Annotated in this window: 25 protein-coding genes and 1 pseudogene; 17 read left to right on the top strand and 9 right to left on the bottom strand. The window is 74.2% G+C overall.

The genetic code is table 11. The features are described from left to right. Positions 1-2: 2 nt before the first annotated feature. On the bottom strand, positions 3-944 hold the full coding sequence (locus tag IE274_RS31160) for a chitosanase (RefSeq protein WP_190119271.1): 942 nt from the start codon (positions 942-944) through the stop codon (positions 3-5). 375 nt (positions 945-1319) lie between these two features. Here IE274_RS31160 and IE274_RS31165 point away from each other — a divergent pair. Next, positions 1320-2150, top strand: a pseudogene (locus IE274_RS31165) (formylglycine-generating enzyme family protein); the annotation flags it as partial. Positions 2151-2208: 58 nt separating this feature from the next. Here the strand turns inward: IE274_RS31165 and IE274_RS31170 are convergent. The 5 genes from IE274_RS31170 to IE274_RS31185 form a co-directional block, all read right to left on the bottom strand. Then, positions 2209-3090, bottom strand: a complete 882-nt coding sequence (locus tag IE274_RS31170) for a glycoside hydrolase family 19 protein (protein WP_190119272.1) — start codon at positions 3088-3090, stop codon at positions 2209-2211. 256 nt (positions 3091-3346) lie between these two features. After that, on the bottom strand, positions 3347-3649 hold the full coding sequence (locus tag IE274_RS39735; protein ID WP_229909940.1) for a P-loop NTPase family protein: 303 nt from the start codon (positions 3647-3649) through the stop codon (positions 3347-3349). Then, the gene (locus IE274_RS39740) at positions 3610-4023 is read right to left on the bottom strand and encodes an iron chelate uptake ABC transporter family permease subunit (protein WP_229909923.1); all 414 of its coding nucleotides are present in this window, start codon (positions 4021-4023) and stop codon (positions 3610-3612) included. The genes IE274_RS39735 and IE274_RS39740 overlap by 40 nt, the downstream gene beginning before the upstream one ends. Positions 4024-4029: 6 nt before the next feature. Further along, positions 4030-4257 (bottom strand): iron chelate uptake ABC transporter family permease subunit, encoded by a 228-nt coding sequence (locus tag IE274_RS39745; RefSeq protein WP_229909924.1) that lies wholly within the window; start codon positions 4255-4257, stop codon positions 4030-4032. A 314-nt stretch (positions 4258-4571) separates the two neighbouring features. Continuing rightward, complete coding sequence (locus IE274_RS31185) at positions 4572-5174, bottom strand: TetR/AcrR family transcriptional regulator (protein ID WP_190119273.1); 603 nt, start codon at positions 5172-5174, stop codon at positions 4572-4574. 132 nt (positions 5175-5306) lie between these two features. Here IE274_RS31185 and IE274_RS31190 point away from each other — a divergent pair, with 132 nt between their 5' ends. Further along, the gene (locus IE274_RS31190; RefSeq protein WP_190119274.1) at positions 5307-6758 is read left to right on the top strand and encodes an amidase; all 1452 of its coding nucleotides are present in this window, start codon (positions 5307-5309) and stop codon (positions 6756-6758) included. 126 nt (positions 6759-6884) lie between these two features. On the opposite strand, the gene IE274_RS31195 is transcribed toward IE274_RS31190, so the two are convergent. Both IE274_RS31195 and IE274_RS31200 read right to left on the bottom strand, forming a co-directional pair. After that, on the bottom strand, positions 6885-7466 hold the full coding sequence (locus IE274_RS31195; protein WP_190119275.1) for a substrate-binding domain-containing protein: 582 nt from the start codon (positions 7464-7466) through the stop codon (positions 6885-6887). A 103-nt stretch (positions 7467-7569) separates the two neighbouring features. Beyond that, positions 7570-8721 carry a hypothetical protein gene (locus IE274_RS31200; protein ID WP_190119276.1) on the bottom strand — a complete coding sequence of 384 codons (1152 nt, stop codon included), beginning with the start codon at positions 8719-8721 and terminating at the stop codon, positions 7570-7572. 182 nt (positions 8722-8903) lie between these two features. Between IE274_RS31200 and IE274_RS31205 the strand changes: the two genes are divergently transcribed. The 3 genes from IE274_RS31205 (at position 8904) to IE274_RS31215 (ending at position 11477) form a co-directional block, all read left to right on the top strand. Further along, the gene (locus IE274_RS31205) at positions 8904-9650 is read left to right on the top strand and encodes a DUF1838 family protein (RefSeq protein ID WP_190119277.1); all 747 of its coding nucleotides are present in this window, start codon (positions 8904-8906) and stop codon (positions 9648-9650) included. A 99-nt stretch (positions 9651-9749) separates the two neighbouring features. Further along, the gene (locus IE274_RS31210) at positions 9750-10403 is read left to right on the top strand and encodes a dihydrofolate reductase family protein (protein WP_190119278.1); all 654 of its coding nucleotides are present in this window, start codon (positions 9750-9752) and stop codon (positions 10401-10403) included. 27 nt (positions 10404-10430) lie between these two features. Then, the gene (locus IE274_RS31215) at positions 10431-11477 is read left to right on the top strand and encodes a methyltransferase (protein WP_190119279.1); all 1047 of its coding nucleotides are present in this window, start codon (positions 10431-10433) and stop codon (positions 11475-11477) included. Positions 11478-11533: 56 nt separating this feature from the next. On the opposite strand, the gene IE274_RS31220 is transcribed toward IE274_RS31215, so the two are convergent. Next, on the bottom strand, positions 11534-12412 hold the full coding sequence (locus IE274_RS31220; protein WP_190119280.1) for an alpha/beta fold hydrolase: 879 nt from the start codon (positions 12410-12412) through the stop codon (positions 11534-11536). Positions 12413-12500: 88 nt separating this feature from the next. On the opposite strand from IE274_RS31220, the gene IE274_RS31225 reads away from it, so the two are divergent. From IE274_RS31225 to IE274_RS31280, 12 genes are all read left to right on the top strand, one after another. Beyond that, positions 12501-13133 carry a TetR/AcrR family transcriptional regulator gene (locus IE274_RS31225; protein WP_190119281.1) on the top strand — a complete coding sequence of 211 codons (633 nt, stop codon included), beginning with the start codon at positions 12501-12503 and terminating at the stop codon, positions 13131-13133. Positions 13134-13316: 183 nt separating this feature from the next. Beyond that, positions 13317-13925, top strand: a complete 609-nt coding sequence (locus IE274_RS31230; RefSeq protein ID WP_190119282.1) for a hypothetical protein — start codon at positions 13317-13319, stop codon at positions 13923-13925. A 108-nt stretch (positions 13926-14033) separates the two neighbouring features. Further along, entirely contained in the window at positions 14034-17402 is a 3369-nt protein-coding gene (locus IE274_RS31235) for a CHAT domain-containing protein (RefSeq protein ID WP_190119283.1), read from the top strand. Continuing rightward, the gene (locus IE274_RS31240; RefSeq protein ID WP_190119284.1) at positions 17399-18088 is read left to right on the top strand and encodes a hypothetical protein; all 690 of its coding nucleotides are present in this window, start codon (positions 17399-17401) and stop codon (positions 18086-18088) included. Before IE274_RS31235 ends, IE274_RS31240 begins: the two co-directional genes overlap by 4 nt. Further along, positions 18088-18765 carry an RES family NAD+ phosphorylase gene (locus IE274_RS31245; RefSeq protein ID WP_190119285.1) on the top strand — a complete coding sequence of 226 codons (678 nt, stop codon included), beginning with the start codon at positions 18088-18090 and terminating at the stop codon, positions 18763-18765. Before IE274_RS31240 ends, IE274_RS31245 begins: the two co-directional genes overlap by 1 nt. Positions 18766-18985: 220 nt before the next feature. Then, complete coding sequence (locus tag IE274_RS31250; RefSeq protein ID WP_190119286.1) at positions 18986-19201, top strand: hypothetical protein; 216 nt, start codon at positions 18986-18988, stop codon at positions 19199-19201. Next, positions 19198-19968, top strand: a complete 771-nt coding sequence (locus IE274_RS31255; protein ID WP_190119287.1) for a vWA domain-containing protein — start codon at positions 19198-19200, stop codon at positions 19966-19968. Before IE274_RS31250 ends, IE274_RS31255 begins: the two co-directional genes overlap by 4 nt. Further along, entirely contained in the window at positions 19965-20819 is an 855-nt protein-coding gene (locus IE274_RS31260; protein WP_190119288.1) for a protein phosphatase 2C domain-containing protein, read from the top strand. The genes IE274_RS31255 and IE274_RS31260 overlap by 4 nt, the downstream gene beginning before the upstream one ends. 2 nt (positions 20820-20821) lie before the next feature. Then, positions 20822-21874, top strand: coding sequence for a hypothetical protein (locus IE274_RS31265; RefSeq protein WP_229909925.1), 1053 nt, complete (start codon positions 20822-20824; stop codon positions 21872-21874). Next, positions 21871-22551: a 4Fe-4S single cluster domain-containing protein gene (locus tag IE274_RS31270; RefSeq protein ID WP_190119290.1), complete on the top strand. Its 681-nt coding sequence runs from the start codon at positions 21871-21873 to the stop codon at positions 22549-22551. The genes IE274_RS31265 and IE274_RS31270 overlap by 4 nt, the downstream gene beginning before the upstream one ends. Then, positions 22548-23969, top strand: a complete 1422-nt coding sequence (locus tag IE274_RS31275; protein ID WP_190119291.1) for a coiled-coil domain-containing protein — start codon at positions 22548-22550, stop codon at positions 23967-23969. Before IE274_RS31270 ends, IE274_RS31275 begins: the two co-directional genes overlap by 4 nt. After that, complete coding sequence (locus tag IE274_RS31280; RefSeq protein ID WP_229909926.1) at positions 23966-26128, top strand: AAA family ATPase; 2163 nt, start codon at positions 23966-23968, stop codon at positions 26126-26128. The genes IE274_RS31275 and IE274_RS31280 overlap by 4 nt, the downstream gene beginning before the upstream one ends.

Consider the following 26128-nt stretch of genomic DNA (forward strand, 5'->3'; position numbering starts at 1 on the left):
GGTTATTTGATGGTGTAGCTGCTGCCGAAGGCGGTGACGGTGAACGGGCCGTCGAGCGCCCGATGGCCGCCCTCGGCGAGCCGCCGCAGCGCTTCGACACGGTCGACGGACGTGCGCCACTCGTCGGCCGTGTCGGCGTTCACGGGGTGGGTCAGATCGTGGACGCGGACGTCGAAGAAGGCGTTCAGCCACGCCTTCTCACCTGCCGCCGCGGGGGTGCCGACCTTCGCCGTCGTCCGCCGGACCAGCGCGGGCAGGCCGTCGCCGTCGGAGCCGTTTCCGTGCTGGATCGAGGCGTCGTACAGCTCGGCGACGGCCAGCGGGCTGCTGAGGCCGGCCTTGTCGGCGGCCCGCAGGGCGGGGGTGAAGTAGCGGTCGTCGACCTGGGCGTCCTGCACCTCGCGGAAGGCGGGGTCGGCGGCGGCGCGCTTCCAGGCGGCGATGTAGTCGGCGTCGGCCAGGGCGCGGGGGCGGGGGCCGTCCGAGCCGCCCGCCTCGGCCCCGTCCGACCCACCGGCCCCGTCCGCCCCTTCCGCCCCGTCAGCGCTCTCCCCGTCGGCCAGGCGCTGGAGCGCGGGGATGAAGCGGGCGAGCGGGTTGTCCGGCTTCTTGTCGGTATAGGCGCGCAGCACCTCCAGGGCGTCGCCGTCGTTGGTGGTGAAGCCCGCCCGGCCCGCGGTGACGCCCCGGCCGTCGTCGAGGTTCTCCGCGTACGCGTACTGGATCTTGGTGGTGCCGTTTTCGAAGACGCTCACCAACTGGTCCGCCCGGCGGCGCTGATCGGCATTGAGGCCGCCGTCCGCGATGTCACGTGCGCCGCCCCGACCACCGCTGTCCGCGTCATCGCCGCTGGTGAGGGTCACGCCGAGGAGCACGGCGACGACAGCGAGGAGAGCGGCGGCGGCCAGGGCGACGGGACGCGCGGGTGGGGCGGGAGCTTTCATGCGAGGAGCCTAGGCCGTACCTCCCGGCGTATCCCGACCTTGCTCCCACCGCGGGCTCCGCCCCTGTTGCCCGAGGCCCGTCGCCCGGCCGATCGGGCCGCCCTGCGCGTCGACGCCGGGTGGACCCGGGCCGACGCCCCGCCGCCGGGAACGACAGGCGTGGAGCTGACCCTCGTACGCAACACTGGGATCACCAGCACCAGAGGAGGACCCGTGCCTGCCCCAGAGCCGCATCCCCGCAGTTGCTGCGCCCCACGAGGTGCCGCCGCACCGGGAGATGCCGCCGCCCGGCTCCCCGCACCCGCCGTGCCGCCGCCCGCCCTCGCTGCGCCCGCCTCCTCCGTGGCCGTCCCCCACGACCCCGGCGCGGACCGCATGGTCACCTTGCCGGGAGGCGAGTTCCTGATGGGGGCGGACGACGCCGAGGGGTTTCCCGAGGACGGCGAAGGGCCGGTGCGCCCGGTCCGCGTGGACGCGTTCGAACTCGACGCGTACGCGGTGAGCAACGACCGCTTCGCGGCCTTCGCCGAGGCGACCGGGTACGTCACCGACGCCGAGCGGATCGGCTGGTCGTACGTCTTCGCGGGCTTCCTCCGCGCCGAGCTGCGCCGCGTCTCGCCGCGGCCCGAGCACACGCCGTGGTGGTGCGGGGTGGACGGCGCGAGCTGGCGTGCGCCGGAGGGGCCGGGCAGTTCGACGGACGGGCGCGGCGGCCACCCGGTGGTGCACGCGTCCTGGAACGACGCGCGGGCGTACGCGAGGTGGGCGGGCAAGCGGCTGCCGACCGAGGCCGAATGGGAGTACGCGGCCCGGGGCGGCCTGGAGCAGCGGCGCTATCCCTGGGGCGACGACCTCGACCCGGGCGGGGAGCACCGCTGCAACATATGGCGCGGCACCTTCCCCACGAAGAACACCGCCGCCGACGGCTACCGGGGCACGGCCCCCGTCGACGCCTTCGCACCCAACGGCTTCGGCCTGTACCACATGGCGGGCAACGTCTGGGAGTGGTGCGCCGACTGGTGGTCCACCGACCACGCCACCGCGCGCCCCGCCCACAACCCCCAGGGCCCGCCCACCGGCACCGCCAAGGTCATCCGCGGCGGCTCCCACATGTGCCACGCCTCGTACTGCAATCGGTACCGCGTGGCCGCCCGCACCGCCAACACGGTCGACAGCGGCGGCGGCCACACCGGCTTCCGCTGCGCGCGGGACCGGACGGGCCCGTGGGATGGGGATCGGGCCCGCCCGGCGCAGCCGCGCGACGTCAGCAGCTCAGGTTGGAGCCCGGCGTCGTGCCGAGGAGCTGGGTGAAGGCCTTGTACTTGTCGATGCGGCTCTGGACCTGGGCGGGGTTGCCGCCGTTGCACTCCAGGGCGCCGTTGATGGAGCGGATGGTCTCGCCGAATCCGGCGCCGTTGACCATGGCGTTGTGCGGGGTCATGGTGCCGGGGCCGTTCTGGGTGTTCCAGTACCAGAGGCCCGTCTTCCAGGCGATGGCCGGGTTCTGCTCCACCAGGTACGGGTTGTTCAGCAGGTCGATGCCGAGCGCGTCACCCGCGGCCTTGTAGTTGAAGTTCCAGCTGAGCTGGATGGGCCCGCGCCCGTAGTAGGCGGCCTGTCCGGCCGGGCAGCCGTAGGGCTGGGTCTTGTCGCAGTAGTGCGGGTAGTTGGCCTGGTTCTGCTCGACGACGTACTTCAGGCCGCCCGTCTCATGGCTGACGTTGGCGAGGAACGCCGCCGCCTCCTGCCGCTTGACGGTGTCGCTGCCGGTGTTCGTGAAGCCCGGGTAGGCGCCGAGCGCGTCGGTCAGGCCCTTGTACGTGTAGAACGAATTCCGGTTCGGGAACATCTGGTTGAACTGCGTCTCGGTGACGATGAAGCCCGACGGGTCGGGGTTGCCCCCGCCACCGCAGGCACCCTGGTCCGCCCACACGTCCGAGCGGCCCGGCGTCTCGTTCTGGGTCCACCACTTCGCGGTCCAGTTGCGCCCGTTGTACGAGGCCTGCTTGCCGCCCGTGTACACGGACGAGGAACTCCACGGCGCGGCGCACTCGGCTGCGGACGCCGTGGCGGCACCCGGACCCAGGACGATCAACGCGCCGATCGTGGCCACCGCGGCCATGAAGCTGGTGATGCGTCTGATCATGCCAACTCTCCTTACGTGCGGAGCGGAAGGCGAGTCCCGCCCCGCCATCGGGGGTGCCGCGACTCAAGCGAAATGGTCTGGACCTGTCAAGGTCTAGACCAAACTGAGGGGGAAATTCGCGGAAACCGTCCAGCATGCGGACGATTCGTGGGGGTGCGGGTGGACGAGCGGGCAGTCAACTCGCGCCGCACAACGGCCAGTTACCGGGCACCGCAACCCCGGCGCCCGGCCTGACAGCCGGCCCGTCGCACGGCCCTCACGACGACCGGACGAGCACCGACCCCTCGTCCAGGTGGACCACCCGGGGCAGGCGCTTGATGGTGGACTCGCGGTGGGCGATGACGATCAGGGTGCGGTCCGCGCGGAGGGTGTCGATGGCTGTCTCCAGGCGGTGGGCCGTGTCCGGGTCGATGTCGGCGATGGCTTCGTCGAGGACGAGGGCCGCGGGGACGGTCAGGCACGCCGCGTACCGCCGCCGCGCGTGCGGCATCCCACAGTCGGGCGCGCCCCGCCCCGCCGTCAGGCCCGCCCGGTCCCCCGGCGCCGGAAGAGCACCCACGCGAGATACACGCCCCCGAGGACCGCCGTGGTGACGCCGACCGGAAGCTGGTTGTTGCGCTGGGAGTGGTCGACCAGGGCGAGCCAGCCGACCCGGTCCCCCACCCAGGCGAGCACGGTGAAGAACTGGCTCGACGCCAGATGGGCCGCCGCGAGCAGCGCGGCACCGACCGCTCCGGCGGCCAGCACGCTGACGCCCGGGCCGCGCGTCAGCATGGTGGCGATCTGCGGCGCCGCAAGCGCCACGAAGGCAATGGGCCCCGCGCTCGCCACGGCCACCCCGCACAGCCCGATGCCCAGCACGAGCAGCGCGATCCGTACGCGGTCCACCGGCACCCCGAGGCCGCTCGCCAGCTCGTCGCCCAGCTCCAGCATCCGCAGCTACCGCCCGAGCAGCACGGCGGCGGGCAGCAGCACGAGCAGCGCGAGCGCCATCATCCGCACCGAGCTCCAGCCCCGGCCGTTCAGGGTGCCCACCAGCCAGACGTGGGCGCTCTGGGCGTTGTTGAGGCTGGAGCGGGTGAGCAGGTAGGAGTTACGGCCCGCACCGCGCTCCTCCTCGCCCTGATCGGACTCCGGGGCCGGGGTGAGCGCGGCGGTCCCGGTCATCGGGCCGCCTCCCGCCCCCGACGACGGGCCATGACATCCCGCATCGCGCGACTCTCCCCGTTCAGCCGTGTTCCAGCCGTGCGCGCGCTGGGCGCACGTGGTCAACCGCCCCATGCCCACAGGGCGGTTGACCACGCGAAAGCCCCAGCCCCACATCGAAAGGTAAGCCCAACCTTGCTGATGCCGTGGCGGGCTGGGTCAACGACCGCCGTCGGAGCCCCGGGGGAAGTTGCGCACGACCGCGCCCGGACCGCCGATCCAGGGCTCGAAGCCCGCCTGGACGCACGGCGCGGGGCCGGGCACCAAGCCGCCGCTCAGGGCCCGTGCCAGGCGATCACCGCGTCCACCAACGCGACCACCCGCTCACCGACGCGCGCCACGCTCCCGTTCTGCACGCTGACCTGCGCCCCCTCCAGCGCGAACGTGATCTCCGCCGCGGCCTCCTCGGGATCGGCCAGACCGGCCCCGACGCACATGGCGGTGAGGCGGCGCAGTTGCCGCGCCTTGTGCGCCTCGATCACCTGGCGCGCCGGGTGCGACGGATCGGGCAGCTCGGCAAGGGAGTTGACGAAGGGGCAGCCGCGGTGCGAGAGCGCCGACAGACCGTCGGCGACGAACGCGGCCACGCCCCTGATCTGAGCCCGGGGGTCGTCCCGCCAGCGCTCCTCGATGCCGTCGAAGGCGGACGCGTACTCGGCGGCGACGATCAGCAGCCACTCCGCCACCAGCGCGTCCTTGGTGCCGAAGTGCCGGTACAGCGCGGCCTTCGTGGTCCCGGCCCGGTCCGCGACGGCCTGGACGCCGACGCCCCTGATCCCCTCGGAGTGGAACAGCTCCTCGGCCGCGTCGAGGATGCGCTCGCGAGGGGGCAGCTTCGCCACCCGCTCCGCCCGGCCCGGCCGCACCGTGTCCGTCATGACCCCATCCTCCCGTGCCGTTCCCGGCCCATCGAGCCGCACGGACCCCATGTTACGGTACCGACCAGTCCCACACGATACCGAGCGGTATCACCTGGGACTCATCGGTTCCGCAGAGTCGGAGGGGTTCGCATGAAGCTGTCGGAGTACGTGACGCATGACGCCGTCGGGCTCGGGGAGTTGGTCGCCCGGGGCGAGGTGACGGGCGCCGAGCTGGAGAAGGTCGCGCTGGAGGCGGTGGCCGCGGTCAACCCGCTGGTCAACGCGGTGGTGGAGACGTGGCCCGTGGAGGTGGGCGCGGCCGGGGGCCCGCCGCGCGAGACCCCGCTGGCCGGAGTTCCCTTCCTCCTCAAGGACCTGGGCGTCACCATGGCCGGCCGGCGCACGGAGCTGGGCAGCCGCCTCGCCGAGGGCAACGTCGCCCCGGCGGACTCGCACCTGATGCGACGCTTCCGTGCGGCCGGTCTCGCGACCTTCGGCCGCACCACGACCCCGGAGTTCGCGTACGGCATCACGACCGAGGCCGTCCTGTACGGGCCGACCCGCAACCCCTGGGACCTCGACCGCTCGGCGGGCGGCTCCAGCGGCGGTGCGGCGGCGGCCGTCGCCGCGGGCATCGTTCCGGTCGCGCACGGCACGGACGCGGCGGGCTCGATCCGCATCCCGGCCGCGAGCACCGGCCTGTTCGGCCTGAAGCCGACGCGCGGCCGGGTGTCCATGGGCCCCGATGCCGACGAGATCTTCAACGGCCTGGCCGTCCAGGGCTGCGTCAGCCGCACGGTGCGCGACAGCGCGGCGCTGCTCGACGCGATCCGGGGCCCGGAGGTGGGCGACCCGTACTTCGCCGCGGAACCCGACCGCCCCTACGCCGAGGAGATCACCCGCGACCCGGGCCGCCTCCGCGTGGGCGTCATCACCCACGGCGACGGCCGCCGCCGCACCGAGGCCCCGGTGGCCGACGCCGTGTCCCGCACCGCGGAACTCCTCACCTCCCTCGGCCACCACGTCGAGGAGGCCACGCTGGACATCGGCGTGCGCTGGGACGAGTTCGTCCTGGCCAACGCCCGGCTCTGGACGGCCAACCTGGTCCCCTGGCTCGACGCGCTGGCCAGCGCCCTCGACCGGCCGATCAACGCCGCCACCGTCCAGCCCGAGATGCTCGCCAGCCACGCCTGGGGCCGCCAGGTCACCGGCGCGGAGTTCGTCGGCGCGCTCGGCGTCCGCAACACCGTGGCCCGCAGCCTCGGCGACCGCTTCACCCGGTACGACGTGCTGCTCACCCCCACCCTCCCCGAACTGCCGCCGCTCCTGGGCGTCTTCGCCGACGGCGTCGAGGACCTGGACGGCCTCGGCTGGGTCGACCGCCTCTTCGACCGCTCCCCCTTCACCGCCGCCTTCAACGTCGCCGGCACCCCCGCCATGTCCGTCCCCCTGGCGACCGACCCCACCACGGGCCTGCCCATCGGCCTGCAGTTCGCCGCCGCCTTCGGCCGCGAGGACACTCTCTTCCGCCTCGCCGCCCAACTCGAACAGGCGGCACCCTGGTCCCACCGCGCGCCCGCCGTCCGGGCCGGTTCCCACTGATGGGGACCTGACGTCCTGATGGGGACCTGGCGTTCGAGGCCGCCGATCGAGGCCCGGGAGCGGGAACGCTCCCGACGACCGACCGGTATCCCCGCGGCCCACCTGACGCCATCAGCCAGGACCGCGTCAGAGCTGCGCTAACACCGCCTGGATGCGTGGCAGTTGCTCCCTGCCGCGCCGGGCCGCCAGGCAGATGGCGTTGCCAACGGGCCGCTCGGGGGTGTGGAGGATCGCCAGTCCCCCGGCGTCCAGGCCCGCTTGGGCCAGATAGCGGGGCACGACGCCCAGTCCCGCACCGGCCCGGACCGTGGCGACGGCGACGCGCATGTCGGCGATGGTGAGGGCCGGTTCCGGCGGGAGCGTGTCCCAGCAGGAGCGGAAGTAGCGGCGGGCCATGGGTATCGCGCGGGAGTAGCCGATGAAGGGGCGGGCGTCCCGGGCATGGCGGTAGGGCGCTTCACCGGGGCGGCCGATCAGGACGAACTCCTCGTCGCAGAGGTGCCGAAGGTACAGCCTCCCGGTGGGCGCTCCCTCGATCTTCGTCACCACGGCGAGGTCGAGATCGTCGTCGAGGAGGGCTTCGGTCAGTTCGGGCGAGAGGCCGATGTGGCAGTGGACCGTGTGGGCTCCGGTGGCCAGGAGCGGGGCCAGATGGCGTCGGTCCTGACGATGGCGGGCGGCCGCGTGGTCCACGCGGCCGCCGAACACGCGGCGCTCAACCCGCCGTTGCCGCCGGTGCGGCCGTCGTACTCGCCGCTCCTGACGGGAGCGAACGCGCCCTGACACCGGTCGACCCCGCCGACGTGCCGCCCTACTTCTTCGGGTCCCGGAAGCGCCCGAACGCCTTCGAGAAGGCCTTCAGGGGCGAGCCGTCCGCCTTGGCCGCCCCCGGCGCGGGCGGCAGGCCCGCGCCACCGCCACCGCTCACCTCGGCGAGCGCGGCCTGCGCGGCCTCGGCCGCCTCGCGGTACAGGTCACGGGACTTCGTCATGGCGTCGAGCGCCTCGGCGTACTTGGTGACCATGCCCTGGGCGTGGATCAGTTCCTCGTCCGGGGTGAGCAGGTGCCAGCCCTGGCGCAGCCGGGTCAGGGCGCGCTCGGCCTCGGCGGGCAGGGGGCGCGGCAGGGCGGCGAACTCCCGGATCCGGTCGAGGAGCTCGGCGGGTTCCGAGCCGTCCAGGAAGACGCTGCGCACGGTGAAGCGCTCCGCGTCGTAGTCCGCGCTCGGCGGCTCCGCGGCCAGGACGACGGCGCCGCCGCGCGGCATCCGCACGCCCAGCTCCCGCTTCATCGCGAAGTCGGCGATCTGGGCCTGCTCCGGCGTGCCCCGGTGCTCGATCACCCGGTGCCGCAGGCCCGGCGGCAGGAACGCCGCGATCGGCTCCTGCCCCGCCGCGTCGGGCGTCATCGCCTCGTGCACCACGACGTGGATGAACCAGCTCTGCCGGGTGCACTCGCGCAGTCGGCGGCGCAGCTCGTCGTCGTCCTTCGGCAGGTGGTTCGCCGCCCGCAGCCGTACGTCGGGCACCGTGTCGTGGTCCCAGGGGACCTGCTCGCTGTCGGGCCAGAACATGGTGGCGGGCGAGGGCCACCGCACGTCCCAGGCCCGCTCCGCCTCGGCGGCGAGGATCCAGGTGACGCCGTCGCCGTCCTTGCGGCGGCCCTCGGGGTCGTACGTGGTGAGCTGGGCGCGCACCGTGACGTCGTCGTCCACGCGCCAGCGGGCCTCGAAGACACGCCGGGCCGAGGGGCCGGGGTCGGCGGACTCGTCCCGCGGGTGCAGGACGGTGGCGCGGGCCGCCTCGGCGGGTTCGAGGTCCAGGAAGTCGTCGAGGACCCCGGCCGCCTTGAGGGCGATCAGGTTGCGCCGGACGTCCTGCTCGGGCTCGGGCCCGAGGTGGCGCCCGCGCCCCAGCCACGCGGTGTCGGGGGCGGTGGTCGATGAGGTGGTGTTTTTGGCCATGGAATCGTTCTGTGGGTGGTCGGGGCCCGACCAGTATGGTCCGTGAACGCTTGAGTCTCCCACTCATGGAGTCGGCCCTGCGGGTCGCGGGCAGGCGCCTCCTCCCCGGAATCCCCGCGTCCGCCCCGGCCGGGGTGGCCCCGGCTGCGCCCGCCCGGCCGCGACCGCGCACAGTGGTCCGTATGACGACACCCGCAGAGCTGCTCCGCTCCTTCGCCCGCACGCGCGCCTCGCTCGACGGCGACGAGGTCACGTACTGGTGGTCGGGAGACGTGTACTCCTGGGCGCCCGACGAGCCCTATCAGCGCGTCTTCGGCTTCGAGGGGATCAACGTCGCCCGCCTGGTGCCGGACGCCGAGGCGGGCCCGGACGCGTATCGACTGCTCACCCGTGAGGCCGCCTTCTTCCTGGACCCCGGCACCCGCGAGATCCTCGAGACCTGGCAGGACCTGCCGGTGACGCACATCTGGAACGACCCGGCGAACCAGAAGTGGCGCCCCTTCCCGATACCGACGACGGAGCTCGGCGGGCAGGTCTGCTTCAGCCTGGAGATCCCGCTGTCCTACCCCTCGCCGCTGCCGGTGGCCCAGTACCCCCGCCACTCGGCCGGTGACACGTACCGGGCCCTGGAGCTGTTCCAGTTCTTCGCCGACCGCGCCGATCTCGCGGGCCCGGCGCCCAGCGTCCCGGCGAGCATGTCGTGGTCCCGGATGTCACCGTGGCTCCCGTGGATGGCCCGCGGCCGGCGGCCCGGCGGTCTCACCTTCCACTGCCGGGGCCGCAAGCTCTCCTCGTACGCCGAGGTCCCCGAGCGCACCCGGGACTACATCGCCGGCCATCACCCGGAGTTCGCCCACGCCCCGGAGAAGTGGAGCGAGCCGAACGAGACCAGCTGGACGTACTTCCGCAAGCTCAACCCGCCGAAGTAGCGGCCGGTCCGCCCGCGCCGCCGGGTGGTCGACAACGGTGCTGCGTAGGGTCGCGGCAACCGAGGAAGTCACGGCAGCCGAGGGAAGGGAACACCGGCCATGTCACTCGCCCGCGTCCAGCACATCTCCATCTCGCTCGACGGTTTCGCGACCGGCGAGGGGCTGAGCCACGAGGCTCCGTTCGGCCACGCCGGCGAGCGGTTGCACGCATGGGTGTTCGCCACCCGGTGGGGCCGCGGGCTGCAGGGCAAGGCGGGCGGCTCGGGCGGCGTCGACGACGCCTTCGTGCGGATGTTCGCTCCCGGGATCGGCGCCGAGATCATGGGGGCCGGGAAGTTCGGCTACCCCGGGTGGCACGAGGGCCCGGAGTGGAAGGGGTGGTGGGGTCCCAATCCGCCGTTCCACACACCGGTCTTCGTGCTCACTCATCGCCCGCGCCCGTCGATCGAGATGGAGGGCGGCACGACGTTCCACTTCCTCGACGCCTCGCCCGCGGCGGCGCTCGCGGCGGCCCGCGAGGCGGCGGGCGGCCTGGACGTACGCATCGGCGGGGGTCCCAGCACGGCCCGCGACTTCCTCGCCGCCGGGCTCGTCGACCATATGCACGTCGTGGTGGTCCCGATCCTGCTCGGCCGCGGCGTGCGCCTCTGGGACGGCCTCGAGGGCCTGGAGCAGGACTACGACGTCGAGTCCGTCTCCACGCCCAGCGGCGTCACCCATGTGACGTTCACCCGTACGGGCTCCGCGGGCTGAACGTTCCCGCCGGGTATGGGTGTGATCATGACTGCGACGAGCGCGTCCGTACCCGGCACGACCACCCGCACCCCCGCTGTCGCCATACTGCGGCTGCTCGGCGGGTTCCAGATCTCCCAGGCCCTCTACGTCGCGGCCCGGGCCGGGGTCGCCGACGAACTGCGCGCCGGACCCCGGCCGGTCGGCGCGGTGGCCGAGGCCACCGGGCTCCGGTCCGACCTGCTGCGCCGCCTGCTGCGGACCCTGACCGTCGAGCGGGTCTTCCAGTACGACGAGGAGCGGGACTCCGTGGCCCTCGGGCCGCTGGGGCACACCCTGTGCAGTGACACCGACGAGTCCGTCCGCGACGTCGCCCTCATGTGGATGGAGACCCACTACCGGCCCTTCGACCGGCTCTGGTCCACGCTGCACGACGGAGTGCCCGCCGCCGAGCGGGAGTTGGGCAAGCCGTTCTTCGACTGGCTCGGCGAGGACGCGGACCGGGTCGCGGGGTTCAGCTCCGCCATGGGCGACATGATGCGCGCCATCCGCCGGGACGCCATCGACGCCCTCGACCTGAGCGGCGTCGGCCATCTGGTCGACATCGGCGGAGCCGACGGGACGGGTCTCGCCACCCTCGCGGTGCGCCATCCGCGGCTGCGGGGCACCGTCTTCGACCTGCCTCATGTCGTACGGGCCGCCGAGGGCACCCTGAGCCGGGCCGGAGTGGCCGACCGGGTCGACACCCGGGGCGGCGACTTCTTCGAGGCCGTGCCGGAAGGCGCCGACGCGTACCTCGCCTGCTTCATCCTGCACGACTGGAACGACCGGAAGAGCACGCGCGTCCTGGAGCGCGTCCACGAGGCGGCGGCCCCCGGCGCCCGGCTCCTCCTGGTCGAGACCGTCCTCGGCCGAGGTCCCGCACCCGAGATCGCGACGATGCTCGACCTCACCATGATGGGCATGCTCGACGGGCGCGAGCGCACCCTGGAGGACTGGCGCTCCCTGCTCGCGGGCGCCGGGTTCCGACTGGACCGGATCGTCGAGACGGCGGGGCCCATGTGCGTCATCGAGGCGGTCAGGGTGGATCGTTGACGCCCGACGATCACTGACGGCGGCCAGTCGCCCGCCCTCGGTGTGCGGCCGGCGCGTCAGCCCGTCAGGAACGCGCGCAGCGCCGTGATCAGCGCGGCCGGGTTGTCCTCCTGCACGTTGTGTCCCGCGTCCGGCACCACCACGAGTTCGCCGTCGGGGATACGCGCCACGAGGCGTTCGGCGGTGGCCTGCGGGAGGACCCGGCTGCGCTCGCCGCGCACGAGGAGCACCGGCAGGCCGGTGAGGTGCGCGGCGAGTCGTTCGATGGCGGTGAGGATGGCGGGGAAGTCGGGCGGGCGCGGGTCGCCCTTCGGCACCCACTCGCCGCCGGGCGCACGGCGGAACAGCGCACGCATCCGGTAGGCGACGCGCGCGCGGTCGGCCCGCGGGTTCACCAGCAGCGCGGCGTCGATCACCGCGTCGAGTGCGTCGACCGGGCCGAGTCCGGCCATGAAGTCCCGTACCCGGCCGGTGCTCTCGAAGTCGACGCCGGGTGCGACGTCGATCAGCGCGAGGCGCTCGACCCGGCCGGGGCGGGCGTCGGCGACGTGGGCGGCGACCACACCGCCGAGCGACATCCCGACCAGCCGCACCCGGTCGAGGCCGAGGTGGTCGGCCGCGGCGATGGCGTCGGCGGCCATCGTGGCGATGCGGTAGTCGTCGGACCAGTCGCTGTCACCGTGGCCGCGCAGGTCCAGGGCGACGAGGCGCGCGGCCCCGCGCAGGCCGAGGCAGACGAAGTCCCAGGTGTGCGCGCTCAGCCCGCCGCCGTGCAGCAGGAGCACGGCGGGGCCCGTTCCGCCCCAGTCGAATCCGTGCGACCGGCAGCCCGCGCGGGTGTACGAGAAGTCGCGCGGCGGCGCCGGATCGTGGATCCGGACGCCGAGCGACGCCGCCAGGTCGGTCATCGACGGGACCGTGGTCCGTCCGTTCACCGCGACATCCTCCTCCACCGCGACACCCCCTTACCTTGGCCCTCCAAGGTAAGACCCTTACCTTGGCCGGTCAAGGTAAGCTGGACGAGTGGCGACCCGTAGACGACGCACTCCCGACGAGGCCAAGCGGCTGATCCTGGAAGCCGCGGGCGAGCTGCTCGCCGCGGGCGGTCCGGCGGCCGTACAGGTGCGGGCGGTGGCCGCCGCGATCGGCGTGTCCGACGCCGCGGTCAACCACCACTTCGGCAACCGCGAGCAGTTGCTGTCGGCGCTGCTGCGCTTCGGCGGAGCGAAGCTCAAGTCCGAACTGCACGCCGCCCTGGGTACGTGGACCGACGGCCCCGCCGACCCGGCCGAGCTGGTGCGCGTGCTGTCCGCGCTCTACGCCGACGGGTACGCCGAACTGGCGCTCGCGCTGCATCAGTCGGGCTGGCGGGACACGGGCAGCGGGCTGCTCGACGAGGTCGTGGACCACCTGCACGCACAAGCGCAGGCCCGTTGCGCGGCCGGCGGCCGGACGCCTCCCACCCGCGAGGCCGTCCAGCTCACGGTGGCCGCTCTGCATCAGGCGCTCGCGCTGGAGCCGCTGTTCGGCGGCGAGTTCCGCCGGAGCGTCGGCCTTGACGCGGCCGCGCGTGAGCGGGTGCTCGACTGGTGGACCGAGACGCTGCGTACGACCGTCGCCGGAACGGGAGCCGCGCGCGCCGAACAAGATCGGTGAGGGGCGGCGGGGGTCGGTGACCACCGGCGGCGATCGGGCGCGGCTCCCGGCCGGACGGCGCCTGGTGCGGAGCGCGGTCGGGCGGGCCCCGGGCGAAGGTCGGGTGGTCCTCGGTCGTGGGGTTCCCCCGGAGGGGCGGCTCCGGTTCGCTGGAGGTGGGGCGGCGACACGGGGGTGCGGGCGATGGACATCAATGGCGCGGGTGCGCCGATCGTGGCGGTCGTCGGTGTGGTCGGGACGCTGCTGTCGGCGCTGCTCACCCAGCGGGCGGCGGAGCGCAGTCGGCAGCGCGAGCAGGAGCGGGCGGAGCAGACCCAGGCGTGGGCGCGGGAGGCCATGGAGCGGCGTGCCTGCTGCATCGCCCTCAACACCGCCGCCCGGCAGTATCTCGCCGCCCTCACCGACCAGTTGCACGCCCTGATCCGCGCCGAGGACCCGCGCGCGGCACGGCAACGCCTCACCGAGGCCCGCGATCTGCACCGGGACGTGTACGCGGAGGCCCAACTGCGGCTCCCCGACCCGGTGCTCTCCCTCGCCGGTGAGCTGACGCACGCCCTCGGCTCTCTCTACGGCCGGCTCCGGCGCCTGGACGACGGCATCCCGCAGCCGGGCGACTCGCTCGACGCCGCGCAGGCGGAGATCGACGCGCTGTGGGAACGGCTGCGGGAGCTGCGGAGCGGGATGCGGGCCGACCTCGGGGCCTCGGGACTCGCCCGACCGGGCCCGTCGGCCCTCGAACCGCACCGTCCGCACACCGGTCCGGGCGCATCCCGGGCGAGTTCGGGGCGTTGATCGGGCGCGGCCCGAAAAGCTCGGCGATCGGGCCTCGTCGTGGCTGACATCTCGTCATCATGGAGACCGGAAAGGTCAGTTGCTGACCTCGGAAGATGAGGAGAACCGGTGGGGGAAGAAGCGGAGAGCGGTGGCGTCCAGGCGGTGCGGGCCTGGGCCGGTGAGGCCGTCGAGCGGGCGAGGGCACTGCTGCCGGATCCGGGCACGGCCGCCCGGCCCCTGCGCGCCCATGACGAGTCGGTCGCCGAACTCGACGCGCTGTCCCACCTGTTGGACCACGATCCGGAGCTGCGCGGGTCGGTGACCGTCTGGCTCGGTGGTGCCCTCACCCTGCGCCACGGCGTCGGGGGCGGGACGCCCGCGGACCGGGAGCGGGCGCACACGCTGCTGCGGGACGTACGGGACCCGGCGACGCGGGTCGGCGCGTCGGCCCGCGCCGAGGACCGGCGTTGGGCCGCGTTGTTCCTGCTGACGCACGCGCTGCCGCTGCAGGACATGCTGGGCGGTCTCGCGCCGGAGCCGGACGCGACCGCCTTCTTCGACATGATCATGCGGGCGGGGCCGAGCGGGGTGGCCGCCTTCTCGGCCGAGGTCCAGGAGCTGGTGGCCGAGGCGGCCGAGCTTCCGCTGCCGCCGGAGACCCGCACCCACCTGCGGCAGGTCCGCGACCTCCAGGCCCAGCCCTCGGCCGAGGGGCTCACCGAGCTGTTCACGAACCTCATGCCCGACGACGGAGCTCCGGGCAGCGATCAGCTGCGGCAGATGATGACGAAACTGCTGGGGGCGATGGGCGGTGCGGCGGGTCCGAGCGCCGGTGCGGGCACGGCGGCCCGCGCCGACACGGGTACGCGCGACGTACCGAACCCCGGCGAAACGGCCGGGGCCAGCGCCCCGGGCCCCGCGACCGCCGCCCCCGTCGGCGGCGACACCCCGCCCGCACCCCGTACCCCCGAGGACTTCCGTCGCCTCCTCGCCGCCTGGCAGGCCGTCAACACCACGTCCGTGGACTTCGTCAACCATGCCGGTGGCGGCGACCCCGCCGCCCTCAATCAGCAGCTCAAGCGGTTGCGCGAGGCCCAGGACGGGCTGCCGGACGGCATGCAGGACCAGGACGCCCTCGAAGGACTGATGTCGATCCTGCTCAGCGTGGCCGACGGCGCCGGTGGCACCCTGCAGGACCAGGCGCTCGGTCTCGCCCACACGCAGACGGTCACCGACTACCTGCGGCGCAAGTCGGAGGGCTCGTTCCCCAGGGCCGACCTCTTCGCGACCATGGCTGACGCGACGGCCCTGATGGCGGAGATCCGCACCGCCGGGCAGGCCGAGGACGTGGACCGGCTCCGCGCCCTGCTGCCCAGGGCCGAGGCCCTCGCCGACGCCGTCCCCGAGGACCACGACCTGCGTGCGGTGGCCGTCCTCACCCGCGCCATGGCCCGCTTCCTGCTCGCCCAGTCCACCAAGGACAAGGAGCTGCTCCTCGGCGGCCTCGACGACTTCGAGGCCGCCAAGGCCGCCGCGGCGAACAGCAGCCTCCCGTTCGGGGGCGAGGAACTCACGGCCCTGGCCCCCGACATCGACACCCTGCGTTCCTGTCTCACCGGCGACCCGGCCGGCATCCCGGACCGGGTGGTACCGCCGCCGGACGCGCCCGCCGACCAACTGCACTCCGCCGCGAACCGCCTCGACATGCGGCACCACCTCACCAAGGACCCGGCGGACCTGGACGCCGTCATCACCACCCTGGAACGGCTCCGCGAACACATCCGGGACGGCCGCGCCCCGCGCGTCGCCGCGTCGTCCCTGTGGTCGCTCGCCGACTCCTACCGCGCCCGCTGGTACCGGGAGCACAGCGAGTCCGACGCGGACGCCGTCACCGACACGGCGAACGAGGCGATGGCCACCCTCGCCGCCGACGTCCTCCTCCAGCACGGCGCCGAACACCGCCTCACGACCGCCCGCAGCGGCGCCTCCCTCGGCGTACAGGCCGCCCTGTGGGCCGCCGCGCACGGGCGGGTCGCCGACGCGGTCACCGCCCTGGAACTGGGCCGCGCGCTCGTGCTGCAGGCGGCGGCCACCTCCCGTGCCGTGCCGGACCTGCTCACGGAGCGCGGCCATCCCGAACTCGCCGCCGCCTGGCGGAAGTCCGGCGCCGCCGACAGCGCCGAGCTGCCCGCCGAACTCCCGAGCACCCTGCGCCGACAGGCCCTGGAGGCCCTCGGCTACCGGCAGGACGGCGGGCTCCTCGACACCCCCACCCTGCGCGAACTGGCGGACGGCGTGGGCGAGTCCGGCGCGGACGCGCTGATCTACCTGGTGCCGGGCAGCGACGGCGAGGCGCCCGGCATGGTCCTTGCCGTGGGCCCCGAGATCGGCGTCGGCGTGGGCCCCCTGCCCTCGCTGTCCGCGGCGGCGAGCGCCCCGCTGGAGCGATACCTGGACGCGGCCGCCGCCCGCCCCCCGGACCACGTCGACAAACAGGCCGAGGACGCCTGGGAGGAGGCCCTGTCCGACCTGTGCGACTGGGCGTACGAGGTGATCGCCCAGATCCTGCCCGGCCTGACGGAACACCTTCCGCGCGACGCCGCCGGTCCCCGGACGCCCCGAGTCGTCCTGGTGCCCTGCGGCCGCCTCGGGATCGTCCCCTGGCACGCGGCCCGCTTCCCCGCGGACGCCCCGCACGACTACCTCTGCCAGGCCCTGGTGATCAGTTACGCCGCGTCCGGCGGCCAGTTCCTGCGTACGGTGAAACGCGCACCGCGCGACCCGATCTCGGCCCCGGCCCTGGTGGCCGACCCGAGCATCTCCCTGACGTACGCCGAGCTCGAGGTCCTTGAGCTGCGCCGGGCCTTCTATCCGGGGGCGCGGCTGTACGGCGACTTCGCCACCCTGCCGCCCGACTCGGTGCCGACCGGCACGCCCGACGAGCTGCTCGCCCTGCTCGCCCAGGACCACTCGATGGTCCATCTGGCCACGCACGGCATGGCGGGGACGCGACCGACGGGGTCGGCCCTGCACCTCGCCCCCACCGACCCCGGCGAGGCGATCGGCAGGCTCACCGTGACCCGGCTCCTCGACCGGCCGCAGCCCGCCGAACAGGCCTCACCGGACGGCCCGTTGATCGTCCTGAGTGCCTGCGAGACCGACCTGAGCACCCGCGACCACGACGAGGCCCTGACCCTCACCACGGCGTTCGTCTCCGGTGGCGCACGTGATGTCGTGGGGTCGCGGTGGACCGCCCGGGACGGCGCGTCGATGCTCCTGATGACGGTCTTCCACCACCATGTGCGGGCCGGGCTGAGCCCGGTCGACGCCCTGCGGGCGGCGCAGCTCTGGATGCTCGACCCGGACCGCGAGGACCCGGGCTGCCTGAGCGCCGAGCTGCGGTCCGACATCGGCCGCTCCGACCTCCAACGGCCCGCCGTCTGGGCCGCATTCATCCATCAGGGCCACCCCGGCCAGGGAGAGGAGAGCGTATGACCCCGGGCGAGGACAACGGGACGCGGGTGCTCAGGCTCATCGACGAACACCTGGACAGCATCCGCGACCGGCTGACCGACGAGCAGTACGACCTCCTGCTCACCCGCCTGCGCGCCCTGGCCGACACCCCGGCGGGCGACGCCCGGGCCGCGCGCCGGGCCTTCCAGGCCGTACGCCTGAGTCTGGTGCCGCTGCCGTTCGACCATCCGGTCCGGGAAGCCCTGGACTCCGTCCGGCTGGTCGCCACGGCGCCCGTCGGCGACCGGGTCGTCCTGCGGACACGGGACCTGCTGGCGCGGCTCGCGGCCACGCCGGCTCCGCCCGACACCGCGGCCATCATCGCCGCCGTCGAGGACCGGCTGCTGCACGCGCCCGCCCTGTCGGCCGCCGAGGTCCGCACCCGGTACCGCGGTGCGGCTCCGCCCCCCGAGCTGATCCGGCTCACCGACCCCGAACTCGGCGACCGCTACCCGGAGTTCCAGTTCGCGCCCGGCGGCGGAGCACCGTACGACGTCGTCCTTGAGGTCAACCGGGTGCTGCTCGCCGACGCGGACCCCTGGGGTGCCGCCGACTGGTGGCTGAGCGGCAATCCATGGCTGGGCGGAGGTCCACCCGCCGCCCTCCTCGGCATCCGGCCGGACCGCGACCTCGTGGGCGCGGCCGTGGCGTTGGTGGAGGGGGCCTGATGCACGAGGAAACCGTGTCGCCCTCCGCGTACCGCTTCCAGCCGCACTGGGAGCTGCTGCCCGCCGGTACCCACCTGTGGCGGATGCACTCGTCCCGGTACGCGGCCGAGGAGTTCAAGCCGTTCAGCGCGGACGACCCCCGCCCCGGGCGCTTCCACGCCACACCGGAGGACCCGTACCCCTGTCTGTACGCCGCGACGGACTCGCAGACCGCCTTCGCCGAGGCCCTGGTGCGCTCGATCCCCTTCGACCGGGAGACCAGCATGCGCCTGGTCCCGTTGGCCTCGGTACGGGGCTTCTCGCTGAACGCGGTGCGGACCCGGTGCGAGCTGAGGCTGGTCTCGCTGTGCTCCGGGGCGGCCCTCGCCGCCGTCTGCCAGGACAATCTCCTCCTGGAGAGCGAGGGACCCGAGCACTACGCGAGTACGCGGCTCTGGGCGCGGGAGATCCGGGCCCAGGCACCCGAGGCCATGGGGATGATCTGGGGTTCGCGGCGCAACCCTTCGCAGCGGGCCCTGGTGCTCTTCGGGGACCGCTTCGCGCACTGCGCGGACGGGCCGCTCGAAGCGCTGTCGCACGGCAGCATCCCGGACCTCGGCTCCGCGGACGGCATCAAGAAGGCCAACGAGGTGCTGGCGCCGCTCTATTCAGCGATCAAGGAACCGCTGCACCGCTGATCCCACCGCACTGCCCAGGACCCGCCCAGGGCACGACCAGTCCGCGACCGGCCGGTCCGATTCACTGGAAGGGCGGGTCGCCCGGAAGGAACGGTTGGGGGGAGCCCTCCCCCGGGCGGCCCGCTTCCCCGGCACCGCCGGAATCGGAGCTGTGCCAATTCACGTAAGGGACAGGCACGTTGGAGTCGACGTCACATACCGTGGCCATATGACCACGGGGATGGCTGGATGGGCACACGGCCGCGCGGGTCGTACGGTGACCTGGCCCGCCCCGGACACGTACGTACTCGTCGACGGCGTCCTGCTGCGCATGGTTCCGGAGCCGCCCGGCCTGCCGCCGGGTACGGCCGTCACCGTGCGCGACGACCCCGAACGGCAGCGGCTGGTGGCCCATGCCGAGGAAGCGGCCGACGACACGGAGGGGGCGGCCGAATGAGCGTCAACGGCATCGAGTTCGGGTCCGGGTACGAGGAGCGGCAGCCCGTCCTGCTCCTCCTGGACACCTCCGCCTCCATGGGGCGGCCCGCGGAGCAGCCGCGGATCGACGAGCTGAACCGCGCGCTGACGGGCTGGTTCGACGGGGTCCGCGCGCAGGAGCGCCTGCGCACCCGGGTGGAGGTCTGCCTCCTCACCTTCGACTCGGCGGTGCGGGTCTACGACCCCGGCCCCGGCCGTCTGGTGCCGGTCGAGGAGGCCACCGCCGACCGCCTCTTCGTACCGGTGGACAGCATGCACCCGCCCACGCTGCGCGCCGAGGGCCTGACCCGGCTGACGGACGCCGTGGAGACGGCCCTCGACCTGGCCCGCGCTCGCTACCGCACCCTGCAACGGCAACGCGTGCCCGTCCGGCGCCCCTTCGTGTGGGTGCTGACGGACGGCGCGCCGAGCGACGCCGAGGGCCACCCCCTGGACGCGACCGCCCTGGACGGCACGGCGGGGCGGGTGCGCCAGGGCGAGATGCGGGGCGAGTGGGTCTTCCAGGTGATCGGGGTACGCGGCGCCGACCTGCCGATGCTCCGGGTCCTCGCGCCGAAGGCCACGTCCCCGTTGGAGAACCTGGCCTTCGGGCGGATCCTCGACCTGCTGTTCCAGAGCACGGACGACAGCAGCCCGGACCAGAACGCGGACCTCATCCACCAGCAGGTCAACGACCGCGCCGCCAAGCTCGCCCGCATGGACCGCATGGAGAGGGACCTCCGGTGATCGTCGCGGGCGCCGCCGTCCAGGGCACCGCCCATCTCGCCGCCGGGCAGGGCTGCCAGGACGCGTTCAAGGCGGTCGACCTGGGCAACGCGGCGGTCCTCGCGGTGTCCGACGGGGCGGGCAGCCGCGACCGCAGCGCCCTGGGTGCGCACATCGCGGTCGACGCGGCCTGCCGCCTGCTGGCGGAGGACGTGCCGGGCGCGGAGGAGACGCCGGAGGCGTGGACCCGGTGGACCGCGGGGCGCGGGAGGAGGGTGGTCGAGGAGTATCTGCGCGCGGTGTCGGGAGTGCTGGGCACCGAGACGGGAGTGCCGGGCGCGGAGACGGGACTGCCGGGCACCGAGACGCGACTGCTGAGCACGGAGACGCGACTGCCGGGCACCGAGACGGGTGCAGGCGACCCCGGCGCGCTGGCAGCCACCCTCACCGCCGCGGTCGTGGCCCCGCCCTGGGCCGCCTTCGTGTCGCTGGGCGACGGCTTCGGCACCCTGCTGACCCGCGACGACCGCTGCCACCTGGTCCTCCCGCCGCCCGCCGCCCCCGCCGCCTTCCTCTCCTCGCCCGGCGCGGCCCTGCGCGTCCGTACCTTCGTCGTCTGGGAGCCGGAGCTCGACGGCGTGGTCCTGGCCACCGACGGCTGCGCCGCCCTCACCCTCGACCACCCGGACAGCCGACAACTCCCCCCGGAGTGCGGCCCCTTGCCGTCCGAGCGCTTCTTCCTCGGCCTCGCCGCCACGCTCCGCGAGAACCACGGGGACGCCGAGCCGCTGCGACGCGGCCTCTCCGGCCCCGACGCCGCCCGGACCGGTGACGACCTGACCGTCCTGTGCGCACTCGTCGAAGGGCGGTGAGCGTGGGACTGACAGTGGTGTCCGGCAGCGGGCACACATGGCGCCTCACCGAACAGATCGGCAGCGGCTCGGAGGGGTTCGTGTACGGCGTCGACGACGCCCGCCCCCTCGTCGCGAAGCTCGTCCCGGACCCGCCCGACCCGGAGGCCTACCGGCGCCGCGTGGCCCGGCTGGTGCGCCAGCGCCGCGAACCCCGCACCGTCGGCCTGCTCGCCGGCACCCCCGTCCGCCTCGCCTGGCCGTTGGTCTCGGTGCGCACGGCCGACAGCACCGCCGCGGACGGCGTCGACGGCTACGTGATGCCCGACATGCGGCACGCCTTCCAGCCGTTCAACCACCTCCTCAGCGTGTCCGCCCGGCGCGCCTTCCTGCCCCGGGCGACCTGGGCTACCGCCCTGCGCGCCGCCCTCGCCCTCGCCCGGCTCCTGGGCGAACTGCACGCCGAGGGCTATGTGGTGGGCGACCTCAAGACCGACAACCTCTGGGTCGGCGAGAGCGGCCGCGTCGGCATGGCGGACGTCGACTCCTGGCAGTTCACGGACGGCCGCGAGGTGTTCCCCGGCCGGATGCGCACCCCCGGCTACACGGCCCCCGAGCGGCTCGGCGCGGCCATCGGCACGCCGCCGGACACCGCGTCCGACGACTTCGCCCTGGCCGTCCTGGTCCACCAACTGCTCCTGGCCGGACTGCACCCCTTCGCGGGGCATCCGGCGGACGGCGGCGACTATCTGTCGTACGACGACAACGTGCTGCACGGCCGCTGCCGCATCGTCGACCGCGCCTCGGTGCTGCTGCCCCGCTCCGTGCCGCCCGCCGACCTGCTGCCGAGACGGCTCGCGGAGCTGTTCCGGCGGGCGTTCGCGCACACGGGGCGGCGTCCGACGGCGGTCGAGTGGGCCGAGGCGCTCGCGGCCGAGCTGCGCCCCGGCCGGCTGAAGGGGTGCGCGGTGAACACCCGCCACATCCACACCGTGGAACGGCCGTGGTGCCCCTGGTGCGACCAGACCGAGCACGGCTCCGACAGCTACCCCGACCCGCCGCAGGAGGAAGCATGACACCCCTCCCCCAGCCCCGGGTCCGCCCGCGCGGGGCGACCCCCCTCTCCGTCGCCCGGACGCTGGACCGCTGCACGGTCCTCGGCCCCGGCAACCGTGCCGTCATCTGGGTGCAGGGCTGTCCGCTGCGCTGCCAGGGCTGCGTGGCCGCGGAGACCCTGCCGTTCGAGGGCGGCACCAGCCGGTCGGTCGCCGAACTCGCCGACTGGCTCTGTGCGTTGGGCGACATCGAGGGCGTCACGTTCTCCGGCGGTGAGCCGTTCAGCCAGGCCCGGGGGCTCGCCGAGCTGCTCGACGCGGTGCGGGAGCGGCGGCCGGACTTCGGCGCGCTGGCGTACTCCGGGTTCCGCCACGAGGCGCTGCGGCGCGGCGGGCCGGACCGGATCGCCCTCCTTGAACGGCTCGACCTGCTGGTGGACGGGCCGTACGTGGCGGCGCGGCACGCCAGTCTGCGCTGGCGCGGCTCGGACAACCAGCGGCTGATCCCGCTCACCGACCGCTACACCCGGTTCCTGGACGAGCCGGACACGACCGCCGGGATCGAACTGTCGGTGGCGGCGGGCGGCGCACTGTCCTGGTCCGGGGTGCCGCCGACGCCCGGATTCCGGAGAAGACTCGAAGAACGGCTCGCGGCGCGGGGGTTCGTGCTGCACACCGAGGCACGGAGGGAACGATGAGCGGATCACCGAAGTACAGCAGCGTCCGTGTCGGCGCGCTGTACGCCCAGCGGGAGGCGGCGGAACGCCGCCGCCGGGCCGAGGAGCGCCGGGCCAGGGAACGCAGGCGGGCCACCAGGCGGGCCCAGCTCGCCCAGGAGGCGGCCCGGCGCCGGGCCGAAGTCGCCCTCAAAGACGCCGAGTTGGCGAACCGGCGGGCGGCGGAGCGCGACGCCCGCCTGGTCCGGGCGCGGGCCGAGCAGAGCCGTGCGGACGAGCGCGGCCTCGGTGAGGTGCACGAGCTTCTCGCCGAGGCCCAGCGGTCCGGGGCGCGGGCCGATGTCGGTTTCCTGGAGCGGGAGTTGGCCGAGCTGCGGGCGCGGGTCGCCCGTGGGGAGCAGGTCGGGGACGCGGTGGAGCGGCTGCGCGGCCGGGTCGTGAGCCTGCGCCCGGCGGCGGCCGGGAGCCGTGGGGAGGACCGCGCCGCCGTCCTGGCCGAGCTGGAACGCGGGTTCACCGCCACCGGACCCGACGGCGGCACGCTCGACGCGGACGGGCACAAGCGCTGCGCCGACCTGCTCGACGAGCTGCGCGCGGCCGCCGGTCCGGACCGGCAGGTCCGCTTCGACGCGCTGCTCGGCACGGTCGAACACGCCCTCGCCCGGCATGCGGCGACGGTCACGCAGGCACGGGAATCCGCCGCGCGGCAGGACCAGGAGGAAACCGAGCGGCAGGCCCGGGCGGAGCGGGAGCGCGCGACGGCCGAGGCGGCGGAACGGCAGCGCGCCGAGGCCGCGGCGGCGGCCCTGGAGCTGGCCCTCGCCGAGGCCACCGAGCGCCTCGACGCGGTGCGTCCGGCGGCCCAGGGCGTGCGGGACACCGCCGTCGAACTCGGCGACCCCGGCCTCGCCGACGAGTTCGGGGACGCCCTGCGCACGGCCGACGAGGCGCTCGGCGCGCGCTCGGCGGCCGAGGCCCTGCAGGCCGTCGCCGATCTGGAGGGCCGGCTCCCCGACGCCGAGGGCCGGTTGGACGAGCTCGAACTGGCCTATCAGCGGAGCCGGGACCTGGTGGCGGCGCTCCGGGACGCCATGACCGGCGAGGGGTTCGCCTTCGAGGGCGGCGAGGACGAAGGGGGCAGCTTCCGGCTGCACTTCACGCGGCCGACCGGGGCGACGTACGAGACCACGGTCGGCATCGGGGACGACGGTGCGCCCGTCCTCGTCTACCACGTGGAGGGCGAGCCGGACGTGACGCTGCACGCCCCGCGGGACGAGGCGGTGTGCGACACCACCGAGGCACTCCTGGAGCGGGTGCACGAGGCACTGGGCGGCGACGACGGCTTCGTACCGGGTGAGCTCACCTGGGACGGCAAGCCGCCGGGCCGCCGCGCCAAGCCGCTGCCCCGGGACACCGCCTGGAGGTGGACGACCCCGTGAGCGCGCTCGACTTCAGCAAGGACGACGGCGGCACGGGGCCCGTGACCGCCGACGGCATGATGCCCCTGTGGGCGGTGTCGCTCGGCTGGGAGCTGCGGCGCGGCCGCCAGGTGGTCATCAGCGGGCAGATCCGGGACCGCTGGTGGTTCGAGGACCGGCCCGCCTCCTTCCGGGAGCTGGTCGCCGGGGTCCTCGAGGCGCGCGGCGCCGATGTGGTGGGCTGGTGGGACCCGGTGGTCGGGCTGACCTTTCCGCTGCCGGGCCATGCGGAGCGGTTCGCCGAGCTGGAGGCCGACCGGCCGCGCGCGGGAGCCCCTGGCGCGGCCACCCGGGGTTCGGGCAACAGGGGCTCGGCCGACGGGAGTTCGGCCGCCGGAAGCGAAGGCCCGGACTCCCCGTCGGACGACCGGCAGCAGACCGACGCGCGCACCCCGCAGGCCGACGCCCGCAGCCAGCGAGGCGTCGAACGCCGACGCGACCGCTCCAGCCTGCTCGCCCCGCGCCCGGGCGCCCCGCCGCGCGCCTTCGACGACGTGGTCGCCGTCGCGCACCGGCTCGCCGCCTCCCCCGACGCGGCCACGGCCTTCGTCTTCCAGGACGTCGACCAGCAGCTACCGCCCGGCCAGCCCGAGTCGAACACCGGCTACCTCCGGCTGCGCGCCGCGATGACGGACGCCGTGCCGCCGCACTCGGCCCGGGAAGGCCGCCGCCCGCACGCTCGCAACGCCGTCCTGTGCGCGGTGGGCGACGTCGGCCGCCTGCCCGGCTGGTTCCACCTGGAGGACCCCCGGATCGCCACCCTGCACCTCGGCCCGCCGGACCCCAGTGAGCGCCGCCTGTGGCTGTCCTGGCTGCGCGGCGACTTCAACGGCGCCCCGCACGCCACCCGGCACGACCTCGAAGCCCTGGTCGGCGCCACCGACGGCATGTCCGGCTGGGACATCGACGCGCTCGCCCGGACCTCGTGGCTGCGCGACGCGCCCCTGCAGAAGCCGGACAAGCTCCTGGAACTGCACCGGCTCAACGTGAGCGTCGACCCGTGGACCCAGCTGGACCGGGAAACCGTCGCCCGGGCCGCCGCCGTCCTGGGCAACCGGGTGGTCGGCCAGTCCACGGCCGTCGACGCGGTGGCCGCCGCGCTGCAAGCCGCTTTCGTGGGCGTCGACTTCGGCGGCTCCGGCACCGCACGGCCCCGGGGCGCCTTCTTCTTCGTCGGCCCGACCGGCGTCGGCAAGACCGAACTCGCCAAGGCGGTCGCCGAGTTGATGTTCGGCGACCAGAGCGCGTACGCCCGGTTCGACATGAGCGAGTACCAGCAGGAGCACGCGGCCGAGCGGCTCGCGGGCGCACCGCCCGGTTACATCGGCCACGAGCAGGGCGGCGAGCTGACCCGCCGGGTCCAGGAACGGCCGTTCAGCGTGCTGCTCTTCGACGAGATCGAGAAGGCGCACCCGCGGGTGCTCGACAAGTTCCTGCAGATCCTGGAGGACGGGCGCCTCACCGACGGCCGCGGCCAGACCGCGTACTTCTCCCAGTGCCTGATCATCTTCACCTCCAACACGGGCGCCGACGCGGTCCAGGGCCTCCTGTCCGAAGGCGACGCGGACGTGCCGTACAGCACCCTGGAGGCGCACTTCACCCGGGCCGTGGAGGAGAAGTTCCGGGCGATCGGCCGACCGGAGATCTACGGTCGGCTCAAGCCCGGCGTGGTCGTCTTCGACATGCTGCGCCGCGAGCACATCGTGCGGATCGCCGACCGCCTGCTCGGCCAGCTCACCGAGTCCGTCCGCGAACGCCACCAGGTCGACCTCGTCCACGACACGGACACCCTGCACCCCTGGATCACCGAGCGGATGAGCGACCCGGAGCACCAGGCGTACGGCGGCCGTCAGATCCGCAACGAACTGGAGCGGCTGCGGGCGGCCGTGGTCACCCACTTCCTCGCCCGCCGCCCGAACCCGGGCAGCCGGATCCGGATCGGCGTCGACGCCGACGGCACGCCGTGGGTCAGGAACGAGGAAGGGGTCAGGGCCGAGGAGCGGGTCAGGAACCAGGCGTCGGCCAGGAACGAGGCGCCGGTCGGAAACCAGACGCCGATCAGGAACGAAGCGTCGGTCAGGACCGAGCAGTCGGTCAGCGCCGAGGAAGGGAGCGCCTGA

It is taken from the genome of Streptomyces flavofungini, assembly GCF_014650815.1.
GTDB lineage: Bacteria > Actinomycetota > Actinomycetes > Streptomycetales > Streptomycetaceae > Streptomyces > Streptomyces flavofungini.

What these genes read in the sequence shown, in the direction of transcription:
- IE274_RS31160 (WP_190119271.1), bottom strand. Translation starts at nt 944, where the DNA reads ATGAAAGCTCCCGCCCCACCCGCGCGTCCCGTCGCCCTGGCCGCCGCC.
- IE274_RS31170 (WP_190119272.1), bottom strand. Translation starts at nt 3,090, where the DNA reads ATGATCAGACGCATCACCAGCTTCATGGCCGCGGTGGCCACGATCGGC.
- IE274_RS39740 (WP_229909923.1), bottom strand. Translation starts at nt 4,023, where the DNA reads ATGCTGGAGCTGGGCGACGAGCTGGCGAGCGGCCTCGGGGTGCCGGTG.
- IE274_RS39745 (WP_229909924.1), bottom strand. Translation starts at nt 4,257, where the DNA reads ATGACCGGGACCGCCGCGCTCACCCCGGCCCCGGAGTCCGATCAGGGC.
- IE274_RS31185 (WP_190119273.1), bottom strand. Translation starts at nt 5,174, where the DNA reads ATGACGGACACGGTGCGGCCGGGCCGGGCGGAGCGGGTGGCGAAGCTG.
- IE274_RS31190 (WP_190119274.1), top strand. Translation starts at nt 5,307, where the DNA reads ATGAAGCTGTCGGAGTACGTGACGCATGACGCCGTCGGGCTCGGGGAG.
- IE274_RS31200 (WP_190119276.1), bottom strand. Translation starts at nt 8,721, where the DNA reads ATGGCCAAAAACACCACCTCATCGACCACCGCCCCCGACACCGCGTGG.
- IE274_RS31205 (WP_190119277.1), top strand. Translation starts at nt 8,904, where the DNA reads ATGACGACACCCGCAGAGCTGCTCCGCTCCTTCGCCCGCACGCGCGCC.
- IE274_RS31210 (WP_190119278.1), top strand. Translation starts at nt 9,750, where the DNA reads ATGTCACTCGCCCGCGTCCAGCACATCTCCATCTCGCTCGACGGTTTC.
- IE274_RS31215 (WP_190119279.1), top strand. Translation starts at nt 10,431, where the DNA reads ATGACTGCGACGAGCGCGTCCGTACCCGGCACGACCACCCGCACCCCC.
- IE274_RS31230 (WP_190119282.1), top strand. Translation starts at nt 13,317, where the DNA reads ATGGACATCAATGGCGCGGGTGCGCCGATCGTGGCGGTCGTCGGTGTG.
- IE274_RS31240 (WP_190119284.1), top strand. Translation starts at nt 17,399, where the DNA reads ATGACCCCGGGCGAGGACAACGGGACGCGGGTGCTCAGGCTCATCGAC.
- IE274_RS31245 (WP_190119285.1), top strand. Translation starts at nt 18,088, where the DNA reads ATGCACGAGGAAACCGTGTCGCCCTCCGCGTACCGCTTCCAGCCGCAC.
- IE274_RS31250 (WP_190119286.1), top strand. Translation starts at nt 18,986, where the DNA reads ATGGCTGGATGGGCACACGGCCGCGCGGGTCGTACGGTGACCTGGCCC.
- IE274_RS31255 (WP_190119287.1), top strand. Translation starts at nt 19,198, where the DNA reads ATGAGCGTCAACGGCATCGAGTTCGGGTCCGGGTACGAGGAGCGGCAG.
- IE274_RS31270 (WP_190119290.1), top strand. Translation starts at nt 21,871, where the DNA reads ATGACACCCCTCCCCCAGCCCCGGGTCCGCCCGCGCGGGGCGACCCCC.
- IE274_RS31275 (WP_190119291.1), top strand. Translation starts at nt 22,548, where the DNA reads ATGAGCGGATCACCGAAGTACAGCAGCGTCCGTGTCGGCGCGCTGTAC.